Source organism: Pedobacter sp. KH_004 (assembly GCF_057840755.1).
Genome location: NZ_CM174519.1, coordinates 3,180,374 through 3,205,246, shown reverse-complemented (window position 1 = coordinate 3,205,246; position 24,873 = coordinate 3,180,374). Strand labels below are relative to the sequence as shown.

At 38.2% G+C, this 24,873-nt stretch carries 22 protein-coding genes and 1 pseudogene; 10 read left to right on the top strand and 13 right to left on the bottom strand.

All coding sequences use genetic code 11. From position 1 onward, the window contains the following. Positions 1 to 99: 99 nt before the first annotated feature. The 3 genes from AC3ITD_RS13775 (at position 100) to AC3ITD_RS13765 (ending at position 2,736) form a co-directional block, all read left to right on the top strand. Positions 100 to 1,176: an agmatine deiminase family protein gene (locus tag AC3ITD_RS13775; RefSeq protein WP_489360537.1), complete on the top strand. Its 1,077-nt coding sequence runs from the start codon at positions 100 to 102 to the stop codon at positions 1,174 to 1,176. A gap of 113 nt (positions 1,177 to 1,289) precedes the next feature. Continuing rightward, positions 1,290 to 2,033, top strand: coding sequence for a 3-oxoacyl-[acyl-carrier-protein] reductase (fabG, locus tag AC3ITD_RS13770; protein ID WP_489360535.1), 744 nt, complete (start codon positions 1,290 to 1,292; stop codon positions 2,031 to 2,033). Positions 2,034 to 2,133: 100 nt separating this feature from the next. Then, the gene (locus AC3ITD_RS13765) at positions 2,134 to 2,736 is read left to right on the top strand and encodes a hypothetical protein (RefSeq protein WP_489360533.1); all 603 of its coding nucleotides are present in this window, start codon (positions 2,134 to 2,136) and stop codon (positions 2,734 to 2,736) included. On the opposite strand, the gene AC3ITD_RS13760 is transcribed toward AC3ITD_RS13765, so the two are convergent. Beyond that, on the bottom strand, positions 2,708 to 3,445 hold the full coding sequence (locus AC3ITD_RS13760) for a L,D-transpeptidase family protein (protein ID WP_489360531.1): 738 nt from the start codon (positions 3,443 to 3,445) through the stop codon (positions 2,708 to 2,710). The genes AC3ITD_RS13765 and AC3ITD_RS13760 overlap by 29 nt on opposite strands. A 193-nt stretch (positions 3,446 to 3,638) precedes the next feature. On the opposite strand from AC3ITD_RS13760, the gene AC3ITD_RS13755 reads away from it, so the two are divergent. Next, positions 3,639 to 5,723 (top strand): hypothetical protein, encoded by a 2,085-nt coding sequence (locus AC3ITD_RS13755; RefSeq protein WP_489360529.1) that lies wholly within the window; start codon positions 3,639 to 3,641, stop codon positions 5,721 to 5,723. A 177-nt stretch (positions 5,724 to 5,900) separates the two neighbouring features. Here AC3ITD_RS13755 and AC3ITD_RS13750 read toward each other — a convergent pair whose 3' ends face one another. From AC3ITD_RS13750 to AC3ITD_RS13725, 6 genes are all read right to left on the bottom strand, one after another. Further along, positions 5,901 to 6,515, bottom strand: a complete 615-nt coding sequence (locus AC3ITD_RS13750) for a trimeric intracellular cation channel family protein (RefSeq protein ID WP_265800117.1) — start codon at positions 6,513 to 6,515, stop codon at positions 5,901 to 5,903. A 48-nt stretch (positions 6,516 to 6,563) separates the two neighbouring features. After that, positions 6,564 to 7,010: a hypothetical protein gene (locus AC3ITD_RS13745; RefSeq protein ID WP_489360526.1), complete on the bottom strand. Its 447-nt coding sequence runs from the start codon at positions 7,008 to 7,010 to the stop codon at positions 6,564 to 6,566. A gap of 15 nt (positions 7,011 to 7,025) precedes the next feature. Further along, the gene (locus tag AC3ITD_RS13740) at positions 7,026 to 7,325 is read right to left on the bottom strand and encodes an FtsB family cell division protein (RefSeq protein WP_047798583.1); all 300 of its coding nucleotides are present in this window, start codon (positions 7,323 to 7,325) and stop codon (positions 7,026 to 7,028) included. A 183-nt stretch (positions 7,326 to 7,508) separates the two neighbouring features. Then, positions 7,509 to 8,804, bottom strand: a complete 1,296-nt coding sequence (gene eno, locus AC3ITD_RS13735; RefSeq protein ID WP_489360523.1) for a phosphopyruvate hydratase — start codon at positions 8,802 to 8,804, stop codon at positions 7,509 to 7,511. 221 nt (positions 8,805 to 9,025) lie between these two features. Next, positions 9,026 to 11,422 carry a TonB-dependent siderophore receptor gene (locus AC3ITD_RS13730; RefSeq protein WP_489360521.1) on the bottom strand — a complete coding sequence of 799 codons (2,397 nt, stop codon included), beginning with the start codon at positions 11,420 to 11,422 and terminating at the stop codon, positions 9,026 to 9,028. 183 nt (positions 11,423 to 11,605) lie between these two features. Next, complete coding sequence (locus AC3ITD_RS13725) at positions 11,606 to 12,451, bottom strand: hypothetical protein (protein ID WP_489360519.1); 846 nt, start codon at positions 12,449 to 12,451, stop codon at positions 11,606 to 11,608. Between the two features lie 259 nt (positions 12,452 to 12,710). On the opposite strand from AC3ITD_RS13725, the gene AC3ITD_RS13720 reads away from it, so the two are divergent. Beyond that, on the top strand, positions 12,711 to 13,955 hold the full coding sequence (locus AC3ITD_RS13720) for an NAD(P)/FAD-dependent oxidoreductase (RefSeq protein ID WP_489360517.1): 1,245 nt from the start codon (positions 12,711 to 12,713) through the stop codon (positions 13,953 to 13,955). 2 nt (positions 13,956 to 13,957) lie between these two features. Continuing rightward, entirely contained in the window at positions 13,958 to 14,230 is a 273-nt protein-coding gene (locus tag AC3ITD_RS13715; protein ID WP_489360515.1) for a UBP-type zinc finger domain-containing protein, read from the top strand. Between the two features lie 127 nt (positions 14,231 to 14,357). Here the strand turns inward: AC3ITD_RS13715 and AC3ITD_RS13710 are convergent, their stop codons facing one another. Both AC3ITD_RS13710 and AC3ITD_RS13705 read right to left on the bottom strand, forming a co-directional pair. Beyond that, positions 14,358 to 14,510 carry a DUF2256 domain-containing protein gene (locus AC3ITD_RS13710; RefSeq protein ID WP_489360513.1) on the bottom strand — a complete coding sequence of 51 codons (153 nt, stop codon included), beginning with the start codon at positions 14,508 to 14,510 and terminating at the stop codon, positions 14,358 to 14,360. A 921-nt stretch (positions 14,511 to 15,431) separates the two neighbouring features. Next, positions 15,432 to 15,803 carry a response regulator gene (locus AC3ITD_RS13705; protein ID WP_489360511.1) on the bottom strand — a complete coding sequence of 124 codons (372 nt, stop codon included), beginning with the start codon at positions 15,801 to 15,803 and terminating at the stop codon, positions 15,432 to 15,434. Positions 15,804 to 16,543: 740 nt separating this feature from the next. Here AC3ITD_RS13705 and AC3ITD_RS13700 point away from each other — a divergent pair. After that, positions 16,544 to 17,440: an SDR family oxidoreductase gene (locus AC3ITD_RS13700; RefSeq protein WP_056848744.1), complete on the top strand. Its 897-nt coding sequence runs from the start codon at positions 16,544 to 16,546 to the stop codon at positions 17,438 to 17,440. 616 nt (positions 17,441 to 18,056) lie between these two features. Here AC3ITD_RS13700 and AC3ITD_RS13695 read toward each other — a convergent pair. The 4 genes from AC3ITD_RS13695 to AC3ITD_RS13680 all read right to left on the bottom strand — a co-directional run bounded on the left by AC3ITD_RS13695 (position 18,057) and on the right by AC3ITD_RS13680 (position 22,419). Then, positions 18,057 to 18,587 carry a YciE/YciF ferroxidase family protein gene (locus AC3ITD_RS13695; protein WP_489360509.1) on the bottom strand — a complete coding sequence of 177 codons (531 nt, stop codon included), beginning with the start codon at positions 18,585 to 18,587 and terminating at the stop codon, positions 18,057 to 18,059. A 385-nt stretch (positions 18,588 to 18,972) separates the two neighbouring features. Next, positions 18,973 to 20,451, bottom strand: coding sequence for a sensor histidine kinase (locus AC3ITD_RS13690; protein WP_489360507.1), 1,479 nt, complete (start codon positions 20,449 to 20,451; stop codon positions 18,973 to 18,975). 1 nt (position 20,452) lies between these two features. Further along, a complete protein-coding gene (locus tag AC3ITD_RS13685) occupies positions 20,453 to 21,250 on the bottom strand; it encodes an alpha/beta fold hydrolase (RefSeq protein WP_265800103.1) in 798 nt (265 codons plus the stop codon). A gap of 131 nt (positions 21,251 to 21,381) precedes the next feature. Beyond that, the gene (locus AC3ITD_RS13680; protein ID WP_489360505.1) at positions 21,382 to 22,419 is read right to left on the bottom strand and encodes a LacI family DNA-binding transcriptional regulator; all 1,038 of its coding nucleotides are present in this window, start codon (positions 22,417 to 22,419) and stop codon (positions 21,382 to 21,384) included. 170 nt (positions 22,420 to 22,589) lie between these two features. Between AC3ITD_RS13680 and AC3ITD_RS13675 the strand changes: the two are divergent. The 3 genes and pseudogenes from AC3ITD_RS13675 to uxuA form a co-directional block, all read left to right on the top strand. Continuing rightward, positions 22,590 to 22,721: pseudogene (locus AC3ITD_RS13675) on the top strand (glycoside hydrolase family 88 protein); the annotation flags it as partial. A gap of 83 nt (positions 22,722 to 22,804) precedes the next feature. Continuing rightward, positions 22,805 to 23,629, top strand: coding sequence for an SDR family oxidoreductase (locus tag AC3ITD_RS13670; protein ID WP_489360503.1), 825 nt, complete (start codon positions 22,805 to 22,807; stop codon positions 23,627 to 23,629). A gap of 9 nt (positions 23,630 to 23,638) precedes the next feature. Then, positions 23,639 to 24,808: a mannonate dehydratase gene (uxuA, locus tag AC3ITD_RS13665; RefSeq protein ID WP_489360501.1), complete on the top strand. Its 1,170-nt coding sequence runs from the start codon at positions 23,639 to 23,641 to the stop codon at positions 24,806 to 24,808. Positions 24,809 to 24,873 lie beyond the last annotated feature (65 nt).

Genomic DNA, 24,873 nt, shown 5'->3' with positions numbered 1-24,873 from the left:
AGCTTAACCTATATTCCTAGGTGTCATCCTGAGCCCGTCGATGGACATAACATTTCGACAAGCTCAATGTGACACCTCTAATTTATAAGACAAAACGAAATGTCAAATTTCCCACCGAAAGAACATTTAAATATCAATCAATTCGATTATTCTCCGAAAAAACAGGGCTATGTTTTTCCTGCCGAATGGGCGAAACATGAAGCAACCTGGTTAAGCTGGCCGCATAAAGAGGCGAGTTGGCCGGGAAAAATCGAAACTATTTACAAGCCATACTGTGAATTCATTAAAGCTGTGGCAAAAGGCGAAATAGTTCGTATAAATGTTAAGGACGAGGAAATGAAAGCTTTTGCTGTTGCTGAATTAACAAAATTTGATGCAGATTTATCGCAGATTGAATTCTATTTCAATGAAACGAACGATGCCTGGTGCCGTGACCATGGACCTGCATTTGTGGTTAAAGGAAATGAAAAGGCGGTAGTAGATTGGGGTTATAATGCCTGGGGTGGAAAATATCCTCCTTTTGATTTGGACGATGTAGTGCCAACCAAAATTGCTAAACATTTCAATTTGCCTTTATTTATTCCTGATATCGTAATGGAAGGTGGTTCAGTAGAATTTAATGGTGCAGGAACCATTTTAACCACAACGGCTTGTTTGCTCAACGAAAATCGCAATCGGCATTTAACTAAAGAGCAGATAGAAAAATACCTGCTTGAGTATTATGGACAGGAGCAGGTTTTATGGTTAGGTGATGGAATTGTAGGCGATGATACTGACGGTCATATTGATGATATCACACGTTTCGTGAATGAAGATACTGTTTTAACGGTTATAGAAAGCAATCCTCTGGATGAAAACTATCTCCTGTTGCAGGAAAACCTGGAAGCTTTAAAGGCGATGAAACTGAAAGATGGTCGCTCGCTAAACATTGTGGAGCTTCCGATGCCATCGCCGGTAATTTATGAGGATACTCGATTGCCTGCTTCTTATGCTAATTTTTATATTGCAAATGCAGCTGTAATTGTTCCCGTTTTCGATGATGTGAATGACCAAAAAGCATTGGATATTATTCAAGGTTGTTTCCCAGACAGAAGGGTAATTGGCATCAATTCAGTAGATATTATTTGGGGCTTAGGCAGTTTTCATTGTTTGAGTCAACAGGAGCCAGCGGTTTAAGTCGTTAGTCTTAAATCGAAAGTCATTAGTCAATTTCGTTTTAAGTATTAACTTTACAACAGTTTAAATTTTTATACATTATATAAAAGTCCCCTTTAGGGGATTTAGGGGTTATGAAATTACTAGAAGGAAAAACAGCTTTAATTACAGGCGCATCGAAAGGTATTGGTCGTAAAATAGCTGAAAAATTTGCAGAGCAAGGCGCTAACGTTGCTTTTACATATTTATCATCAGTAGAAAAAGGGGAGGCTTTGGAGCAAGAACTGCAAAGCTTTGGCACAAAAGTAAAAGGTTACCGTTCTGATGCATCAAAATTTGATCAGGCGGAACAATTAATCAAGGATATTGTAGCCGAATTTGGAGCAATCGACATTGTTGTAAATAATGCCGGTATTACCAAAGATGGTTTATTAATGAGAATGAGCGAAGAGAATTGGGATGATGTCATCAACATCAACTTAAAATCGATCTTCAATGTAACTAAAGCTGCTTCTAAAGTAATGATGAAAGCCCGTAAAGGTGTTTTTATCAATATGAGTTCTGTGGTTGGTATTACTGGCAACGCAGGACAGGCGAACTATGCGGCATCAAAAGCCGGAATTATCGGTTTCACAAAATCAGTTGCTAAAGAATTAGGTTCAAGAAATATTCGTGCTAACGTGGTTGCTCCAGGTTTTATCCGTACCGAGATGACTGAGGTTTTAGACCCTGCGGTTGTTGCTAGTTGGGAGAAGGATATCCCATTAAAACGTGCTGGTGAAACGGAAGATATTGCAAATGTTTGTGTGTTCTTGGCATCGGATATGAGCGCTTACGTAACCGGGCAAACGCTTTCTGTTTGTGGCGGGATGCTGTAAAAGAAAGGCAGCGGGTTTAAAGGTTTAAGGTGGAGGGTTTACTTCCACCTTTTTTGTTCTCGGTAATTTTTATTTAGCTTAGTTCTATCAATTAAATCACATGAAACGCTTAATCTCAATATCGCTAATGTTATTTTTCTGTTCAATTGTTTTCGGGCAGCAAAATCAAAACGAGAGCCAAATAAAAATAACTATCATAGATTTCTTAAAGTGGTATAAAGAAAATGAAGCAAAATTGATGAGATATCCAATAGTCAATGGTTATAATGAAGATACTATCAAAAAAAATAGCGTATTGAGAATTGATATGAAAAGTGTTGATGAGTATTTGTCTAATTTTAAGAAGTCTAATTATGTTTCTGATTCGTTCTTAGGAAACTTAAGAGCGATATATAAAAATGTTTCAGATACATTAATAAAGCATCCTACTGTCGACTATTTTGGTCCAGTCCCTGGATTGGAATGTGATTTGCTTTTTGGCTTTGAGCCGGAAGAAATACTAGACCACATTGAAGAAGGCCACCTGTCAGAAATCTATTTGATTTACAATAAGGCACTGGTCAAATTTGATATTTCAAAATTTAATCAGCTGATTTTTTCTTTAACAAAGATTGATAATAAACGTTGGGTAATCGATAGTTTGGATTATGATGGGACTAATGCTGATAAAGCAATTAGTAAGAAATCACATACTTCCCCTTAACTTCCTTAATATTTACGGTAGTTTTATTTTTCTCAAAGGCCAAATAGCCTGGCTGTAAGATTTTCCAAAAGCTAAGCTGTGCAGGAAATTGAGCTAAATACTTTTGCATATTGGCATTTGTCATTTTAAACGGATAAATATTAACTGGAATTTTATTCTGTCCGTTATTTCTTGCCTCCACACCTAAAACATAAACTTCTTTAATTTTTTCATCCGTAAGCGGAATACAACCCACGGTTACGCAATTGCCATGGATGTAAATGTCGCCGCCAGTTTTTCTATTTTTGCCTGTCCTGGCTAAATCAACTGCATTTGGATAATTAATCCCGAGCGATAAATGGAAATTACTCATCGGATTAAAGACATTGATGTAATAAAAGCCTTCGGGTGTTTGTCCATCCCCTTCTATAACTTTCGGACCAAGAGTGCCAGAATGCGCACAGAAATCGTAAGTTCTGAATAAAGAATAGCTTTTGGCTGATTTAGATTTTAACCAAACTTCTAATTTTCCCTCGGTTTTATAGGCGTTGATGAGCATAGAAAAATCATTGCCAAAATCAGCAGCTTTCACGAATTTTTCTAAAGTTCCCCATTTCTCATTGTAGGCTTTTTCTACTCGTTCGAATTTAATTTGGGTCGCTTTGAAATTGTTTTGGGCACTGGCCATTATACCGATAGATAAAAGAAACGTTAAAAAGATTAATTTCATGAAATTTGGTTTGGCTAAAGCTAATTATTTATTCGTAAAGCATGCCACGGAAACACAGATTTACACGGAATGAAAACCATTCTTCCGTGCTTTCAGTATTTCCGTGGCAAAATTTGCAAACTTTAAATCTCCATGGTAAAAGCTTTCATACCTTTCTTTGCGGTTAAATACAAAATTAGCATCTTTATAAAATATGAACAGTTTTTTTGCCGGTACTTCTATTTTGTATTTCATAGGTTGCCTCGCTTTGGGATTTTTATATGCCTGGCTGCTATATCGGAGTAATAAAAATCTTGATAAAAAACTGAAATATGGGTTAACTGCCGTCAGAATTATTGCTGTTGCCGCTATTGCCTGGCTAATATTTGCTCCTTTAATCAAAACACTTAATTACAATTTAGATAAGCCTGTCATCATTATCGGCCAAGATAATTCACTTTCAGTCGGCCAGGTTAAAGCAGCTGGTTTCGACCAAAAATTATACGAACAAAACCTAAAGGCCCTCTACGATAAACTTTCAGATAAGTATGAAGTAAAAGCCTATAACTTTGGCGATTCTGTTGGCGACGGTTTCAATTTTAAGAACCAGGGGAAGCTAACCGATGCAAGTGCTTTTTTTCAAAAAATAAGAGATGAATATACCAACAGAAATGTTGGAGCAATCATTCTGACAACGGACGGGATTTTTAACCACGGCGGGAATCCTTTGTACAATATCAATCAGATCAATTCACCAGTATATACCATTGCTTTGGGCGATAGCATTCCGAAACGGGATATTTTAATTTCGAATGTAAACTATAATAATATTGTTTATTTAGACGATGATTTTACGATAGAAGTTCAGGTGCAGGCGTTCCAAAGCGATCGAGAAAATACGGCTTTAACGGTCAGTCAAAACGGTGCTAAAGTTGAGCAACAAAGTATTGTAATTACTGGAAATTCATTTGTTAAAACGGTTTCTGTTAAACTACATGCGGGTAAAATTGGTGTGCAAAAGTATACCGTTCAGGTTGGTGCACTGCCTAATGAAATTACGACGAAGAATAATTCACAAACGTTCTATGTAGAAGTAATTGATGGCAGGCAAAAGGTATTGTTAGCTGCTGCAGCTCCGCATCCGGATCTGGGGGTTTTAAGAGAAGCGATTTCTCTCAACAAACATTACGAGGCTAAACTCGCATTGGCGGATGATTTGAATGCGATAGATCCATCGAAATTTGATTTGATTGTGTTGTATCAGTTGCCGGATGCGCAGAATATTTCTGCTTCATTTTTGCAAAAAGTGACGGCTTTAAAGAAGCCAATATGGTATATTTTAGGTGCACAAAGCAATGTGAATGCTTTCAATCAACTTCAGAATCAAGTTAATTTAAGCGCTGCTAGCGGCTCTGTTCAAGAGGTTTATCCAGATTTTGCAAATGGCTTTACCAGCTTTAATTTATCAGAGGAAGATAAAAGGCAGTTTTCGGGTTTCGACCCATTGTTGATGCCTTTCGGGCGATTGACAGTAAATGCAAGCGCAACCCCAGTATTTAATCAGCGCATAGGCAAGGTGAGTACGCAACAACCCTTATTGTTTTTTACTAATGACAATGGTTTAAAAGCCGGTTATTTAATGGGTGAGGGCCTGTGGCGATGGAAGTTATCAGCCGCTGAAAATGAGATTGAACAATCAAGTATAAATAATTTAATTTCTCAAACCGTTCAATATCTTTCGGTAAAGGATGATAAGAGAAGATTTAAAGTTTTTACATCTAAATCTGCCTACGATGAAAATGAATCGATTCAATTCAACGGAACACTTTACAATGAAAGTTATCAGCCTGTAAACGAGCCTGAGGTGAACTTGCAAATAAAAAATGATGCAGGAAAGCTTTTTAACTACGTTTTCTCGAAAACAGACAAAGGCTATCTACTCGATGCAGGAGCAATACCTGCGGGGAATTATTCTTATGTAGCCAGTACCTCACTAGGCGGTCAAAAATTTACCGCTGCAGGAAGGTTTTATGTAAATGCGCTCATAGCAGAATATCAGCAAACAACAGCTAATCACCAATTGCTGAATACCATTTCAAAACAAAGTAATGGTAGACTTTTTATGCCAGCAGATTTATTAAAAATAGCCGATGAAATCCTGAAAAACGAGAATATTAAAACCATCAGCTACGAAGACCGTAAGTATGACGAACTCATTAATCTTAAATGGTTATTTGGGTTAATCTTGATTTTGCTAAGCGTTGAGTGGTTTTTACGGAAAAGAAATGGGGAATTATAAGTTCTGAATTGAGCGTTTGGAGTTTGAAGTTTTGGGTGTCAATGAACCGCAAAGTACACAAAGAAAGGGCGCAGAGGGTCACAAAGTTGGGTATCTAATTCACTCTTGTGCTGCTTTAGTTTTGCATAAATTTGGAGGGCCTTGTTTTAACTCAGAACTGATAATTACAAACTGAAACTAGTGCCATTCTTCCTTATATACGAATTTGGGCATGTGCCATTTATATTTTATCGAAAGTAATCTTAGCGTTAAACCTATTAAAGCTGCAAGGATGGTCGCTAGAATTTCACTTCCATGGAAATGTTCCACGCCGATATAAACTGCTCCAGTAACGATTGCCGCACTGGCGTAAATTTCTTTCCTGAAAAGAAACGGAACTTCATTACAAAGCACATCTCTCAGTACTCCGCCTGCACAGCCTGTAATCATTCCGCTGAATAAAACGATTAGATAAGGCAAATGCATTTGCTGTGCAACCTGGCAACCAATAATTGTAAACACAACCAAACCCATTGCATCGAGGTATAGAAATAGCTTTTTAAGTTTCGTCATTACTGATGCGATGAATGCAGCAAGCAATGCAGCGGCAGCGGTAATAACCAGGTATTCGGGATGTTCAACCCAACTCATCGGATAATGACCGAACAATACATTTCTAACTGTTCCACCGCCTAAGGCCGTAACCCAGGCAATAATACAAACACCAACCCAATCCATATCTCTTCTGCCAGCAGAAAGCGCAGCGGTCATGGCTTCGGCAGTAATAGCGATGATATATAAAATGTGGAGCATATCGGGAGAAATTTTAGTTACAATACCCCGTAAAAATTTTCTCGGAGATTATTGAAGAAAGGCGTCTGAATTAATATTGAAGGCAATTATTTTAATCTGGTTCTTTTCCATTACCAACCTAAAAGATTCTTTGGCTTCGAATTTATCATATTTATTGTCATATAACAAAGCATAATTTGACGAGGGATTGCTGCTCTCAATTCTTTTAGTTTCCCACTTAGCGAGTAGTTTAGTATTAAGCTTGCCAAGTTTTTCACTCTTTTTAATTAAGAGATTATGAAGTTTTTCTTTGGAAGTAACTTTCCAAAATTCTGAGCTAAAAAGCGCATCGACAGCTTCATATTTGCCTTCGGCAACCCGATCGTAAAACTGATCTACAACCTTTACAGCCTCCTGTTTATCTTCCTCCCGATTTAAGTAGGTTCGGCTAAAGTTACAGCTGGCAGATAAAATAATAAGGACAAGAGCGGAGGCAAGTAATTTAGAAGTGCGCATTGGTTGTTGTATAGGTTAATCCTTCTTTTCCTCACGAATAATAACAAAAACATCTTCGTTATCTTTTTTCATGAAATACTTTTCGCGGGCGAATTTTTCAGCGGTATTTAGATTGGTACTCAGTTCGTTTAGATCTTTTTTAACCTGAGCAGTTTCTTTTTCGAAATACTCCTTTTCTTCTTGTAATTTATTCGCCTGACTGCGGTATTCGTACTGCGACATCATGTCGTTTTTATCAAAAAACAGCATCCAAACCGCAAAAGCAGCCGTTGCAAGGAAATATTTATTACGGAAAAGGTCTATTAAACGTTTCATAATTCTCTGGAAAAAATCGTGATATAAGGCACGATGCAGTCTGTTATACTGGGGAGATTGCTTTCTACCTCACAATGACGTAAATGTATAAAAAAACATCCGAAGATTTTAAATCTCCGGATGTTCTATATATAAGTTTTTCAACTTGTTAATTCATTGCCGTCGGTTTTAACCGACGGAATATTATTTCTTAGCGTATTTGAATTTAGAACCGATGAAACGAGCGTTTTCGCCTAACTCTTCTTCAATACGTAATAATTGATTGTATTTTGCAATCCTGTCAGAACGAGATGCAGAACCTGTTTTAATCTGTCCGCAGTTTAATGCAACAGCTAAATCAGCAATGGTGACATCTTCAGTTTCTCCAGAACGGTGACTCATTACTGAAGTATAACCGTTGTTTTGAGCCAAAGTTACTGCGTTGATGGTTTCGGTTAAAGAACCGATTTGGTTTACTTTTACCAAGATTGAGTTTGCAGTAGTTTCGTCGATACCACGTTGTAAACGCGTAACGTTTGTAACAAATAAATCATCACCAACCAATTGTACGTGGTCGCCAATTTTATCTGTTAAGCTTTTCCAACCCGTCCAGTCGTTTTCATCCATACCATCTTCAATAGAGATAATTGGATATTTTGCTGAAAGATCGGCTAGATATTGCGCTTGCTCTTCGCTTGAACGAATTACGCCAGTAGCGCCTTCAAATTTAGTATAATCGTATTTACCATCTTTGTAAAATTCAGATGATGCGCAATCTAATGCCAAACAAATTTGAGAACCTGGTTTGTAACCAGCCGTTTCAATTGCTTTTAAAACCGTTTCAATTGCATCTTCAGTACCATCAAAAGTAGGAGCGAAGCCACCTTCATCACCTACAGCAGTTGATAAACCTCTATCGTGAAGAATTTTCTTCAAGCTATGGAAAACTTCAGTTCCCCAACGTAAAGCCTCTGAGAAAGATGGTGCGCCAACTGGCATAATCATAAACTCCTGGAATGCGATCGGCGCATCAGAGTGAGAACCACCATTGATGATATTCATCATTGGGATTGGCAAAGTGTTTGCATTAACGCCACCAATGTAACGGTATAAAGGCTGACCAATTTCATCGGCAGCAGCTTTAGCAACAGCTAAAGAGACACCTAAAATTGCATTAGCGCCTAAATTTCCTTTATTTTCAGTACCATCAAGCTCCAACATTAATTTGTCGATAGCGTTTTGCTCGAAAACATCAACACCTCTTAAAGCAGTAGCAATTTTAGTATTTACATTTTCAACAGCTTTTAAAACACCTTTACCTAAATAGGTAGATTTATCTCCATCACGTAATTCAACAGCTTCATATTGCCCGGTAGATGCACCGCTTGGTACAGCCGCACGGCCAAAAGCGCCTGCTTCTGTAACTACTTCAACTTCTACTGTTGGATTGCCTCTCGAATCGAGGATTTGTCTGGCATGGACATTAACGATTATGCTCATTTCTATTTGATTTTTTGTTGATTTTTTAACCTGCTTAGTGTATAAAGTACAATTACTAAGCTTAAATCAAAGTTAGTATATTTTTTAAATAAATAAAGGGTTTCAGGCGTTAATGTTACGATCGTTGATCTGGCCAATTTGTCGCCATTTTAGATAAAAATTATTTAAATAAAAACCCCAAAGCTTTTGGCTTTAGGGTTAGATTATGACTATCGTTTTAACTAAAATTTATATGAAAGCGTGGTTAAGAACTGACGTGGTGCAATTGGGTTAACACTATAATTCTCATGAACGAAATAATTCAACTCGTTTGTGATGTTTGATATTTTGGCCAAAAGTGAGAATTTTTTCCAGCTGTATCCTGCCGAGAAATCTAAAGTAGTAAATGCGCTTAATGGAATAATACCCGTTGAGGAATTATTTTTTGTTGTGTTTCTTCCTCCATTTCTATCACCTGTATAAAATGCGGACGCACCGAGCCTTAAGCCTTTAAGATCTCCATTTTGAAAGGTATAAAACAATGTAGCGTTGGCTGTATTTTTTGTGGTACCTACTACCCGCTCTCCCTCAACAATACCAGTTGCAATTGTAGATGTATAACGCATATAGTTGTAGCTATAACCTGCTAGAAAATTCAGTCCTGACACTATTGTTCCTGATAAATCCAGTTCTACACCATCGCTAGCGGTTGCTCCTGAAAACTCTCGTTTTGTTGGATCTGCAAGTGCAGTTTGAGCGAACTTATCATTCTTAATTCTGTATACTGTTAAATTTGCTGAGAGTTTTCCTTCGAGGAAATCGTTTTTAACGCCAGCTTCATACTGATCAATTATAGATGGACCCATCGGGCCATTTGTCTCTATATCAATTCCGGTATTAGATGTAAAGTTATTGGAGTAACTAACATAAACAGATGTGTTTTTTAACGGTTCATAAATAATCCCGAATTTAGGAGAGAATGCTTTATCAATTTTATCTGTTGCAGTACCTTTAGTTACCCCGCCGCTGGCTATAGTCGTGATATCAGTAGTAGGCGTTTTTTGAAATGACCAACGGATACCTGCCAAAACTTTAAATTGCTCTGTAAGGCTTACCAAATCCTGAACAAAACCACCCATTCTAAATACAGATGCCTCTGTATTCGTTAATAAAGTAGTTGCAGGCGTATTGTAGTTGCTTGGTTTATCAAACGATAAGGGATCTAGTAAATTTACAGTGTCGTAATAGGTAGGGTTATTACCTGCAGGTAGTATTGCTGTTGGCGAAAAGCCTCCTGATTTAGTACTAGCCTGATCTGCATCGGCTCCAACAAGTAAGGTATGTTTAATACTCCCTGTTTTAAAAGCGCCTGTCAAATTGATCTGTTGATTAAAGGTGAATTCTTCAATATCCGATCGAGTTAAAGCACGATTCCAAACCCCTGTTGCGCTCGCTGCAGGACGTTCAGCAGAAAAATAATCGCGGTTATAAGATTGTAATGAAGCACTGACATTTAATTTCCAGTCTGCATTAAATTTATGATTGATAACTGCCTGTGCAGTTGCGGTGTTGGTTTTATTATATGCCCAAGCAGTATTTATAAAAACATTTCTTCCTAGAGGTGATAATTTATTGCCGATAGTGCCTATACCAAAATCGGGGGTAAAGTTACTTTTTAGATAATCTCCTTGTACAATTACTTCAGTTTTATCGTTTATTTTGTATAATAATGAAGGATTAACATAAATTCTTTTCGACGATACATTATCCCTATAACTTCCAGCAGATTCATACGTTCCAATAACTCTGAAGGCAATTTTATCAGAAATGGGACCATACAGATCTACAATTGGCTTGTACAAATCATAACTACCTACACGCATAGAAACCTCGCCGCCATATTCGAATTTCGGTTTTTTAGTCACCATGTTTACCACAGCACCACCACTCACGCCACCATACAATAAGGCAGCACTACCTTTTAAAACTTCAACTGATTCTAGTGTGCTGGCTTCAGGACTTCCACCAATGGTAGTTCTGGCACCGTTTTTAAAAACATTGTTCGAACCCAGACTATAACCTCTTGCATAAAAATTTTCTCCAACCGAGCCACGGTTGGCACCCAACGCCACTCCGTTAATATTCTTCATTACATCGCCCAAACTATTTACTTGTTGATCGGCAATAACTTGTGTGCCGATAATTTGAACTGCCTGCGGCAGATCTCTTGGCGCAATTGCAATTTTACCTAGGTTTACTGGTTTTGTATTGGGTGTTCTATATCCGTTAATAGCCACTTCTTTCAATTGCGAAGACGTTTCTGCAATCGAAAAAGATACCGTTGCTGTTTCGCCAGCTGTAACTGAAACTTGCTTTTCTTGAGCTGATACGCCAACAGCAGATACTTTTAAAGTATAATTTCCAGGAGCTACATTTTTGATAGTGAAGTTTCCGCTTTCATCGCTTTGCGTTGTTTTCGATGTGTTTTTTAGGCCAACACTTACGAAAGCCGCCGGATTTCCATCACTCGTTTTTACGGATCCAGAAACAGATCCGTTTTTTGATTGGGCTAATACTGCTCCACTTGTCAAGAAAACCAGCATTACCAAAGTAAAAAATAGGGTAAATTTTTTATACATCTTATTTAGATTAATTCTTAGTTGGCGCAAAAGAAAGAAATTAAAATGAGATTAGAAAATTATTTTTAATTATTCTAAATAACAATTGGCCGAAATGCCAGTGGCGAAATATTTTGATATTTTTGAAAATAAAAAAGGGCTTGTTCAGTTAAGAACAAACCCTTTGCAAGGATTTTTATGAATTTATTTTCTGTAAAGCGGACATCTTTTAAGCAAATATTCTAAGGGTGCGCCATAAGATCCGTCGGTGTTGCTAAAAAGCGCTTGATGGTTTGCATTATAAATACTAGCGTTATTATCCATATAAATTTGAAGGCTTACCCGTACATCAAATCGCTGTGCGGCGTTGCTACTTGATGAGCCATAAGTCGAAACTTTCTTAATTTTATCATCATCATCTCTTTTCACACTCGTATTGTCACTTGTCGATGTATAACTTGTTTGATAAGCTTTGTTCTGGGCTACTGTACCATCAATAATATATTCTACCCCTAAAACATCAGCCAAATTTTTCATGGTAAATCCAATCATTTTTTCTTTGGTAATTCCAGCCTGCACAAGTTTTGCATTTGTTGTCCGTGGATCAAGAATGGTGTAACCAGCAGCATGTTGGCTTAATAACGCATAAGTATCTTGTTGCGCTTTCATACCAATGGCATCAGCTCCGGGCTGGTTATCCATCAGAAATGTGAAGGGTAAAATCGCTATTTTGTTATGATGATCTGCAGGGCTCGCAACCATGGTAATTTGGTCGTTCTGCCTGATTTGAGAGGATTGCACTTGCTGTGAAATAACTTCAGTTCGCCCACTGGAATGAAGAATTTGAGCGATATCTGATTTTTTGATGATGTATTCTGCGGTTTCTCCAGTGTACACAAAAGATACATCACTATCAGTTACACGAATAAGTCTTCCTTTGAGCTCATCACCATTAATTTTTTTAATAACATCTTCCTTCTGTGATCCGGTTTGAGCGAGACTACAGAAAGCCATCATGGCACAAAGTAGCGTTAAATAAATTTTCTTCATAAGTCTGATTTTTAATAAAATTAGTAAAAATAAAGAAGGGGTGCCTTAAAACGATGTGTTTTTTATTGATATTTAGATTTGTGGGGTTAATTATTTCGTCGATTTGGATAGCTTTTAATTTTTAGCTAATATTGATAGCGCCCTACATCATTTATACACCAGATATTTTAACACTGAGTTTTAATAACATAGGTTTAATTCAAAAATTGACATACGATTTAAATATTTGGAGAATTTATCTTAATGATTTGCTAACCATATGAATAAACTGAAATTATACGGCATTCCCGATTCTCCTGAGATTTATCCGATAAGAGATTTTTTAAAGCGAAGTGTGGTAGATTTCGATTGGTTTGATATTACACATGATGATTTGGGTTGGGGGCAAGGTATTACCTCTTATAACAATCCACATAAATTGCCGGTAATTAAATTCCCTGATGGGAAGGTAATTGTCGATCCAACGCTGGAGCAAATTGCCTGTAATTTGGGCTGGATAACCCAACCGAAATATGCAGAGTATGATTTGTCAATTTATGGCGCTGGTCCTGCAGGTTTAAGTGCTGCAGTTTATGCGGCATCCGAAGGTTTAAAAACTATTTTAATTGAGCGTGAAGCTATTGGAGGGCAGGCGGGTACCAGTTCTTTAATTGAGAATTATCTCGGTTTTCCAGAAGGTATTTCGGGGGCAAACCTTGCCGAAAGAGCAAGACAACAGGCACTAAAATTCGGTGTGGAAATTTTGCTGTTAAAGGAGGGTATAAAAGGAACTTTTTACGATAATAAAATTCATGTCGATTTTGCTTCTGGAGAAAAATTAGTGGCTAAAACCAATATTTGTGCAACGGGAGTAGAGTATGCAAGGTTAAACCTTCCCGATGAAAATCGTTTTTTCCATAAGGGGGTTTACTACGGGGCAGGTGCGAGTGAAGCCTTCTTTTGTCAGGATAAAGACCTTTATATTATCGGTGGCGGAAATTCTGCCGGACAAGCTGCCACCTATTTCTCTGGTTTCGCCAAGCGTGTTTTTATGGTGATAAGAAAAGGAAATCTTGCCGAAACCCTATCAGATTATTTGATTCAGCGTATTGCCAGCATCAATAATATTCATGTGTTGTACCATTCGCAAGTTATAGCGCTTGAAGGGGATGATTATTTGCAACGCATTAAAATTGTAAACAGTGAACAAGGAACCGAAAACTGGCATGATACCTCCAAGCTTTTCATTTGTATAGGTGGCAAACCCAATACAGAATGGGCTGCTGAAACTGCGATTTGTAGAGATAAAAATGGTTATTTATACACTGGTAACGATGTTGTCAGCTTAGATCAATATAAAAATTGCTGGAATCAGGATCGATTACCTTATCATTTAGAAACCAGCGTACCAGGATCTTTTGCGGCGGGCGATGTTAGGGTAAATTCGGTCAAGAGAGTGGCATCGGCAGTAGGCGAAGGCGCTATGGCTGTTACTCAAGTTCATCAATATTTATCAAAACTTTAACTATGGGAAACAATGGAATTTGTCAACACATCAAGGCGACAAAAACGCTTAAAGTGGCTAAAGAATATGCTTGCGAAGAGTGCATCAAAATAGGAAGTGACTGGGTACATTTACGTACCTGCCAAACCTGTGGGGTTACTTTGTGCTGCGATTCTTCACCCATGCAACACATGTCGCACCACTGCAAAAAAGTAAGCCATCCTGTCGTAATTTCTTCAGAACCCGGAGAAAGGTGGCTGTATTGTTATGTCGACGATGAAATGGATGGCTATTAAGATAAGTGATCATTGGTTTAGTCTGTTTCATCGCCTATTAAACCAATGAAGTGTTTCTTTACATTTTATCTTTTCTTTAAAAACTAAATATCGCATAGCTCTACTTTCCTCTCGTGGAGCGTAAATATTAGCGCTCTTCCGTATCTCTATTCTTTTTGTGTGTTTTGCATTTCAAACTGCAATAAATAACATTATCCCAATTTAGCTTCCATTTTTTCCGCCAGGAAAATGGGCGTTCGCAAGTAGGGCAGGTCTTTTCCGGGAAGTTCTCTTTTTTCAACTTAAGGTGTTTATTTCAGAACGTTGAACGTCATTTTTTATTTTTCTCTATTAAAATTGCCGAGTAGAAATCCATACCCGGCTCTGCGAAAGTTCAGTACTTAATCTTGTCCTTAAGGTGGCTTAATCGTCAATTATTCCAGTTGTTTCACAGTTTTAGAATGGCTTACAATAACTACGGGTTACTTCCTCGGGAAATACTTGTTTTAGTAACGCTTACCGAAATGATAAAACTTTTGCAATCAAAAAAGGCTTTTTCATTAGTAACCCCTTAACAAAGAAACGATGAAAAACAACTTTTTTTTATTAGGCACGCTAGCCATATTAGCGGTGTCTTGTAACTCCGATTCAAAATTAGATAATGCAGATTGAGCAAGTCCTGATACTTCTATGAGTTCGATGGATGCAACTTCGCCAATGCAGGATACTACCACAACAGATAGTAGCATGCAAGATACAACTACCCCAACGCCGTAGTTTGTACTAAAAATTGATTTAAAAATTCAAGCAAGGGATAGAGATGGTATTCTCTGGTTTATCCCCTTTGAAAACTTGATTTAAAAAGTTCCACGTTAGTTTCGTGGAGCTTTATTTTAACAAGAAAAAATAATGAAGAATATTTTTACTGAGCGATTAAGAATCTTCACCTGGGACATTAACGGCAGTTATTTGCTCTATCTTTTTAAAGGGGATTATGAGATATATATTTCTATTGATAGCGAAAGATATGGAGGTTAGGTAGGAAGCGGACTACTTAAGCTTTTGGCGATAACGTGATTGAGGTTGATTCTGTAGGGATTAATCATCTTGATTCATATTGAAGCGCTATCGGTAATAGGGATAGAAATTGTGGATGATTAGATTTTCATCTGCTCAACAGAATAGAGTGAGACAGTTTTTATAGAAAGTGAGCTTCATGAGGTTAAATGTGTCCTCCTGGCATAATTAGCCTATTAACCATCCTGGTTAATTTATTATAATCGAAAGGTTTAAAAATGATGCCATCTGCTTTGCAAGAAATGTCCTCTACCTGCGATTCTAACAAAGCAGTGATCAACATGATTGGAATATGCCCGGTATCTCGATTTTTTTTGACGAGGTTGCATAAATCTCTGCCATCAGCTACATCCAGAATAATATCCATCACAATTAAATCTGGCTTGAATTTTTTAATAGATTCATTTAGCAGATCAGCCTGATTAATATTTTTAACTTGATGGTTCTGTTCCTCCAGTGCAAGTTGTATTACTTCAGCATTGCCTAAATCGTTATCTAATACTAATATTTTCGACATTTACTTCTATTTGGAATATAAAAATAACGAATTATCCGCTAAATATACCCCTTGATATAACATTCACTATTTATCCCAAAAGATTGCGTATTTAAACTTACTTATAAATCTTGAAAACGAGCTATTGAAATGTCAATAAACTTAAAACGAGATGCTTTTATAGAATAGAGGTGTGGAGGCACTTTTCAAAAATTTTTATGGCTGGCGTAACTGAATTTATTTCGCCGCAAAGGAAATTAATTATAGTCAGATTGAGACCAAAAAATCCTTGAATTTTGAAGCTAACAGAATACCAGAATTTTACCTCATAAATATTTGTTTGCTTGCTGTTATATGTTCATTAATCGATTCACAATTTTGACAGTATCGGCAGGGAGGAAGTGTTGTAGTGACTAGACTTCCATATTTTTGCCAATATTGTAAATGGTGCCAATACTCTACCCTTTTTTTAATAGCACAAATAAATAATCATCGTCAGCGTCCTGTTAGCAAACAACTCTCTGTTTTGCCTCAATTCTTATAGCGATAATCGATTCGTATTCTATTTAATTTCTTCATAGTGGTAATGCAAAAATAACAATAGGTATTATGAAGAACAACCGGTAGTGGGGAATCGCTTGTCGAGTAACCTAATAAAATATAACTTAAAATAACCTTCTAATGTGATTTTTTTAAAACCTTTCTGTTTTTTATCGGGTTTTTTAAACGATGTATAATCCGTTTATTAAATAATAAAGATGATGACAGAAGAAAATAAAAATTCGCAAGATCCATCCGATCAGTATCCGAAGCCACCATTTCCTAAACAAGATCAGCAGCCACCCGGGACAGAGTCTAATCTTGAGCCCAAAGCCGATCATGGAGAAGAATCATATAAAGGCAGCGGTAAATTAATAGGTAAAAAGGCTATTATTACCGGTGGCGACTCAGGAATTGGCCGAGCTGTGGCCATTGCTTTTGCCCGCGAAGGCGCTGATGTGTTAATTAGTTATTTAGATGATAGTGAAGATGAAGATGCAAAAACTACAGCTAAATATGTAGAAAAGGCGGGTAGAAAAGCAGTTCTGATTAAAGGAGATATTCAGGATGAAGCTCATTGCCAGTCAATTATTGATAGCGCCGTAAGCGAATTGGGTGGCTTAGATATTTTGGTTAATAATGCCGCTTTTCAAATGGCAAGAAAATCATTAAGCGAGATTCCGAGTGAAGAGTGGGAGCGTACGTTTCGCACCAACATTACCGCAATGTTTTTTCTATGCAAGGCTGCAGAACCTCACCTCAAGCCAGGTAGTAGTATCATCAATACCACTTCGGTAAATGCTTATTCGCCAAGCGAGCAACTTTTACCCTACGCTGCGACCAAAGGTGCTATCCAAAATTTTACGGCAAACCTCAGCCAGATTTTACTGATGAATGGAAAAGGAATTCGGGTAAACGCGGTAGCCCCAGGTCCAATTTGGACACCGTTGATTCCATCAACTATCCCCGAACATGAAGAATTTGGAAAAGATACACCAATGGAACGTGCCGGACAACCTGCAGAGGTAGCGCCAGCCTATGTATTCCTGGCTTCCAATGATGCAAGTTATATTGCCGGTGCCACTATTCCGGTAACCGGGGGTAGAATAACGATTTAAATAATTAGATTTAATCATAATTAAAAATAGGCCTTAAAAAGCCAGTCATGGTCGGAAGAAATTCCGGCCATTTTTTAAAAAATAGTCCTGGATCTCCACCACATTACACAACGATCATAGCAATTATTAGGTCTCTAACCTCCATAGCGAAACGCCTTTTAGCAGTCTTGTAACCGATTTTATAGCTTTTTTGTACATCATCAGCATAATTGCAACGATCAGCGTCATGTACAGCACTACCTGTATCCCATTTTTGTTAAGCGAAATAACTTGGCTGACATTAGGTTCCTGTTTTAGGAATCGGAAGAAAGACTTCTATGTCCCAGCTCCTTCTGTATGCTTGTGAAATTTATTCTTTCTAATCTTCGTCAAATACGAGTAATTGCGATATGGAATGGTAAATAGCGAATAGGGAATGGAGAATAGCGCACCTCTTCGTTTTTAAAAGGTAAACTAGTGATAATTCGTCAAAATTACATATGTACGCCCTTATATAGCGATTTGGTTTCGGTAACCAGCCCAGCGATGATGCGAAAATGAAATGAGTGGCATTTAATTCCAGTATTCGATTAACAAGAAAACAGCGATGAATCTTATCGCTATTTTCTTGTTAATATTATTTATTTTTTTCTTCTGCACCCGCATTTGCCTCGCTAATGGCAATTTCGGTAAGTAAAACATCTGTTTGCTTTTCTTCTTCAAGCGTTTGCCTTAAAAGCTCTTCGGCCTCTGTATGCTGCATTAATTTGGCGTAAGTAACCAGACAACCATAACTTGCAATCTCATAATGCTCCACTTTCTGAGCTGCAGAAATCAAGGCTGCATCCAAAACTTCGGGTTGATCAGAGAAACTTTCGATAATCTCTTCAGCCTCTTCTAAAAGGCCAGCCATTGCTTTACATTTTTTGGCTCGGGCCGTTAAGGCTATTGAACTGAAAACGTTTTTAAGTCGTTCAATTTGCCCTTCAGTTTGTTCATAATGCGTATCAAACACCTGTTTTAATTTTTTACTTCCGGCTGCATCCGATAGTTTTTTCAGTCCTTTTAACAGTTGTTTTTCTGCCCCTAAAATATCTCTTAATTCATCTACAAATAATTCGTGCAAATGCCCGTTCGGCATAGTTGTACTGTTGCTTTGTTTTGCCATAATATCGATTTTATTATTTATTAGTTTTTACTGTTTAAGTTTTATTGCCAGCTTGCCCAATAAGTCTCATTCTTTACAGTTTTCCCTTATGTCCACTATTTGCTTATCGCCGGGTTCTATAAACAAAACATTAAAAATTATTCAAGGTTTGGAGAAAACTACCCGCTTTATGTAGTAATAGTACGTAATTATATACGGCATTTTTTGCATTGGTTTTTATCGAACTGAGCATGAAACTAAATAATATATTAATTTAAAACCCGAATAAATCGAATTTTGATATTCGTGCTCTACAGGAAATGTTTGGGTTCTAATGGGGAAATCATTTTTTAGCAAAGGAAAATCATAGATAAATTAACGTGGGAAAGATATTTGAAGAGGATTTCTATGATAGAGGTAAGGTAAACCAGAAAGAACTTCCGCTACCAATGCTGCTATTTACGCCTATCTCTCCTCCATGTTGCTTTACGATCTCGGCGCATATAAATAGTCCTAAACCAAGGCCCGAATATTTCCCTCCTGTTGTATTAATCTGGTAATAACGGTCGAAAAGGTGTGGTGTTTTCTCTGCAGGTATTCCTGGTCCTTCATCACTTACTGTGATGCGCACAAAGCCTTCAACGTTTTCAATATTGATTTTGATGAGATAACTTTCTGGAGCATATTTCATCGCATTGGTAATAAAATTAGTTACCACTTGCTCTATCCGGCTTTCATCTGCATACACCGATATAGATTTATCTCCTTCGGTGATGATTTTGTAATGGTCTTCAACCCGAATGTGATGTACACAGCTGCCAATCATTTCAACCACATTGAAATTGCTCTTGCTTAATCGCAACTGGCCATCATTCATCTGGCTGGTATTTAATAAATCCTCCACCATTTCGGTAACTCTCGAAATATTGTGATTAGCTTTTTCAATAAGGCTCAACATGCGTTCGCTGGTTTCCCCCTTCATCCGTTGCATAAGTTGAAGAATGGCCTTTAAACTGGTAAGTGGTGTTTTTAATTCATGACTGGCGATATTGATGAACTCGTCTTTCTTTTTTAACTGACTAATATGCTCCTCTACATTGGTACAAGAGCCGAACCAATTGATTTGTTCGCCGTGATTATCTACAAATAGTGAAGCTTTGACTTGATGCCATTCATAATTGCCTTCCTGATTGACTAACCTAATTGTTTCATTTAAATCTGAACCGCCTGTTTGGCAGGTATACCAACTCGTAAGTAATGTTCTTAAATCTAGTTGATGAATTTTTGAGAGGATGAACGAAGATCGGGTCTCATTTTTTGTACAATTGAAATATTTGCAGAAGCGGGCATTAACATAACTTATCCGGCCAGTAGAAGATGCCGTCCAGATCATTTCTGGAGCAAGATCTGCCATAAATTCAAGCCGTTTTTGTTCGTTTTCGGCTAAACTTTTTGCATTAAGCAGTTCTCTTTCGTAATTTTTGCGTTCTGTCACATCAACCACTACTACGTTAACCGCTTTAATGTCGCCGTTTTTATCACGGATGGTACTGGCGTTTAGTAATGTTGATAAGGAGTTGCCATCCTTTTTTAGCAGTTCGTAACTAAGTTCTTTTACTCCACCATCTACTTTCACCATAGGTAGAAAGAACATTTCAAAATGCATTTGGCCACCCTTTGGTAAAAGAGCGGCGAACTTTGTTCCTGATAATTCCTGTTCTGAAAAGCCCAACCAATGAAGTAGGGTATGGTTTATTTTGATAATTTCACCCTTCGTGGAGAGCGAAAAATAGCCACATGGCGCTGTATGATATAACTCATCTGAATTAATAAGGGTTTCTAGTAAATGATTTTTGCCGCTCATTGATTCATCAGGATAGCTCATGTTAGGTAATGAACGTTTTAATAGCCCGAATTGTTTCCTCGGGTTCACTAATATGTGGGCAGTGGCCAGTCGCCTCTAAGAAAACGATCTCGTTTCCAGGGGTATGCTGATAAACAAATTCCCCAACACTGTTAGGTGCTATAATGTCGTCGGCACATTGTAAAGTCAAACTTTTAATTTTTAATTTCGACAGATCTGCCCGATTATCAGAGAAAAAAGTAACCCTGGCGAAGTCTCTGGCTACTTTTGGATCGGTAGAACAAAAACTCTGTGTTAAAAATCCTCCGAGTGCAGGTCGCTCAGGATTGCCCATAATGGCTGGGGCCATTTTACTTGACCAACCCAGGTAATTGCTATCCATAAAATCAAAAAGATTTTCCAGGTCATTTTTCTCAAAGCCGCCGAAATAATCGCCTTCGTTTAGGTATCTGGCCGAGGGACCCACAAAAACTAACTTCGAAAAGTATTCAGGCTTCTGGTTGGCGGCTAAAAGTCCGATCATACAGCTCACAGAGTGCCCTACAAAAATAACGTCTTTTAGCGCTAAGGCCTCGCAAATTTCAAGCACATCTTGCGCATAACCATCTAGCTTGCTGTATTTATTAGAGTCGTATTTTCCAATATCTGATTTACCCGAACCCGTGTAGTCGAATAGCACAACTTTATAATCTGCTGTAAAGCCATCTATAATAAATTGCCAGGCGTTCTGATCGCAACCAAAACCATGTGCGAATAGCATAACCTGATTCCCTTTTCCGATAACATTTACATTGTTACGGATTAAGACTGACTGTTGCATGTATAATAGGAATTGATTCGATAAAGATATGGAAAATATGGTATTTGCAAATAAACGGACAAGTATTTACACGGATATCGAGGTAAGTATAAAATGCAAACGAATAATTGATAAATCATTCTAAAACACTGCTAATGAACAACAAGCTTACAATCTACCTGTATCTTTTGATAATTGTTTATTTCAATATTTCTATTTAAAAGTTGCAAGAGAAGTTTCATTGCATTTTCGCCTACAGATTCCGGGTTTTCTTCAATAGAGGCAATTGGTGGTGAGTTAAAATAGTTTATAAACGAATTATTGCCAAAACCGATGCATTCCAATTGTTCAAAGTTTGGAAGGTTTACGGAGCGCAGATATTTCATGGCGTCGAATAAAATCGGCTCTTTGAAGGCCACTAGTGCAGTAGGTATTGTATCTTCGGATGAAAACAAGTTTTTGATTGCGGTAATGGTACTTTCTTTATCAAAATCTGTATAAGCCACCAGTTCTGCAGAAAAGGGAATACCATGGTCTTTAAGCGCATGAATGTAACCATTAAACCTATCGTGGGTAAAACTGATCATTTTTGGTCCACCTAAATAGGCAATATTTTGATGCCCCCGCTCGATTAGAAATTTGGTAGCTTGATAGGCACCCTGAAAGGTATTGCACAAAACTTTATGGCAACTCCCGTTAAAACTAGGGTTTCGAGTGTAGTAAACCACCGGCGTCCCTATTTTTTCAAAATCGTTAAAATGAGTAAAATCTTGGGTGTGCTTCGAAATGGCTACAATTAATCCATCCACTCGGGTCTGTAACAACATATTCGCAGACTGGATTTCCTTTTCTAAAACATCGTGCGATTGACTAATAATTACATTATATCCATGTTTCGAAGCAAGCTGTTCCAGGCCATAAATACTTCTGGTAAAAAAATGATCTAACAGATTTGGCAAAATAATGCCGATAATTTTCGACCTTCCTTGTTTAAGATCAATCGCTGATTTATTTGGCGTAAAGTGTAATTCACTTGCCAGATCCTGAACTCGTTTTTTGGTAAACTCGTTTATAGTAGGGTAATTATTTAATGCCTTAGACACTGTTGATATTGACATCTTTAATTTTTCTGCCAAATGTTTTAAGGTAACTGGTGTGTTTTGCATATAAATGGATAGTAGGTAATGCATAGTTAAGCAAAAACAGCTATTATTTCAAACGTTTGAAACATCGTTTAACACTGTTTTAAAGGTTTATTGCTAAGTAGGCTTGAAAATTGTAATTTGCTTCCATAATTTAGATTGTTAGATAGTATCGACATATCTGCTATATTCCACCCTTATCATATTCACACATTTTAAGTAAAATTGGTGATAACTATGGTTTTATTTTGGAGCATAGTACTGGGCATCGACCAGCTAAATCAGAAATCGATGTGCCAATCAATTATGCTGACTATTATTATTTAGAGGCACTGCTTAGAAGTAAATAGGCTTGTCGTATTTCAACTAATTACATACATAATATCCAATTTGACTGGTCCGAATGAGGCCAATGAAAATAAACGAATAAAGAATGGAAAAAAATATCGAGCACCTGTTTTCGCTCAAAAATAGAGTAGTGGTGGTAACCGGGGCAACCGGGGTTTTGGGCGAAGCATTTATAAACGGAATTGCCTCCGCCGGGGCAACCATTGCAATCATCGGCAGAAATGAGGACGTTGCCCGTTTAAGGGCCGAAACGGTTACAAACGCTGGTGGCAAAGCAATCTACATCCTTGCCGATGTACTTAATGAGCAAAACCTGATCGATGCGAACGCGGAGATTATCAACACCTTTGGGCGTATAGATGCTCTGGTAAATGGTGCAGGCGGTAATATTGCCGAAGCCGTAGTCCAGCCTGGCAGCGATGTCTTTAATTTGAACATCTCAGCTTTGAAACAGGCCTTCGATCTGAATCTTTTTGGAACACTGATACCCACACAGATCTTCGGTAGAGAAATAGCGAAGAACGGCGGAAGCATCGTGAATATTTCATCTGTTTCGGCAACACAGGCGGTAACCAGGGTTTTGGGTTATTCACTAGCAAAATCATCGATAGACAGTTATACCAAATGGATGGCCGTGGAGCTGGCCAACCGCTATGGCGACAAGGTCAGGATGAATGCCATTGTTCCGGGCTTTTTTATTACCAACCAGAACAGAGCCCTTTTAACCAATGAAGATGGTTCATTAACGGCAAGAGGTAATGCGATTCTTTCAAAAACACCTTTCAAAAGGTTTGGTGCGCCCGAGGAACTGATCGGGGCATTGATTTATCTTTTAAGTGATGCCTCAAAATTTGTAAATGGGGAGAATATCACCGTTGATGGTGGTTTTGGTGCTTTTTCGGGAGTTTAAATTATGGAAATGAAATATAAGAAACTGGAACAAACGTGGCGCTGGTATGGTCCGAACGACCCGGTAAGTCTGCAGGATGTTAAACAGGCCGGTGCCACCGGAATCGTAACTGCTTTGCACCACATTCCACACGGCGAGGTATGGCCTTTGGAAGATATCAGGGAACGCAAAGCGATTATTGAAGCTGCAGGTTTAACCTGGTCGGTAGTGGAAAGTGTACCGGTTCACGAGGCGATCAAAACCCGTAGACATGATGCGCAACACTACCTGGAAAATTACCGGATTTCACTACGCAACCTGTCGCATTGCGGCATCAAAACGGTATGCTATAATTTTATGCCTGTTCTGGACTGGACACGTACCCAGCTCGATCTGGAAATGGCCGATGGATCAAAGGCACTTTATTTCGACTGGATCGATCTGGCGATCTTTGATCTGCATATCCTGAAGAGAGAAAATGCGGAGGCTGATTACAATTCCTCCATCCTTAAAAGGGCAAACGAAAAATTCGCCACGCTGAACGAAGCGGAACTTCAGGATCTGCGGATCAATGTGCTGATGGGCATTCCCAACGAAAAAGAAATTGAGCTGGAAACCCTGAGGGCCAGCATAAACGAATACGCGGCAATAGGTACGCAGGGACTGAAAGAAAACCTGAAATTTTTCCTTAACGACATTGCCGGAGTTTGTACCGAAGAGGGGATAAAGATGACGATCCATCCCGATGACCCGCCCTATCCAATTTTGGGTCTGCCCAGGATAGCGAGTACGCTGGAAGATTTTGAATATATCATCAACGAGGTAAACCAGGCTTTTAACGGCGTTTGTTTTTGTACCGGATCTTTGGGTGCGGGAATGAAAAACGACACCCTGGCCATTTTTAATGCAGTTAAAGAGCGGGTCTATTTTGCGCATCTGCGCAACGTTAAAAAAGATGATGACGGCAGTTTTTACGAGGCCGACCATTTGGGCGGCGATGTAAACATGTTCGAGATAATGAAGGCATTAACGGAAGAAAATGCCAAAAGGGAACAGCCCATTCCTTTCCGCCCGGATCACGGACACCAGATGCTGGATGATCTTGCAAAGCAGACCAACCCGGGCTATTCGGCTATTGGGCGTTTACGCGGCCTTGCAGAACTGAGAGGTTTGGAAGTAGGAGTAACCGGAAATTATTAGTAGCAGTTAATGAATTTGGAACGCATTTTAATTGAAGTATTTACGCGAAGACTTACACAAATTAC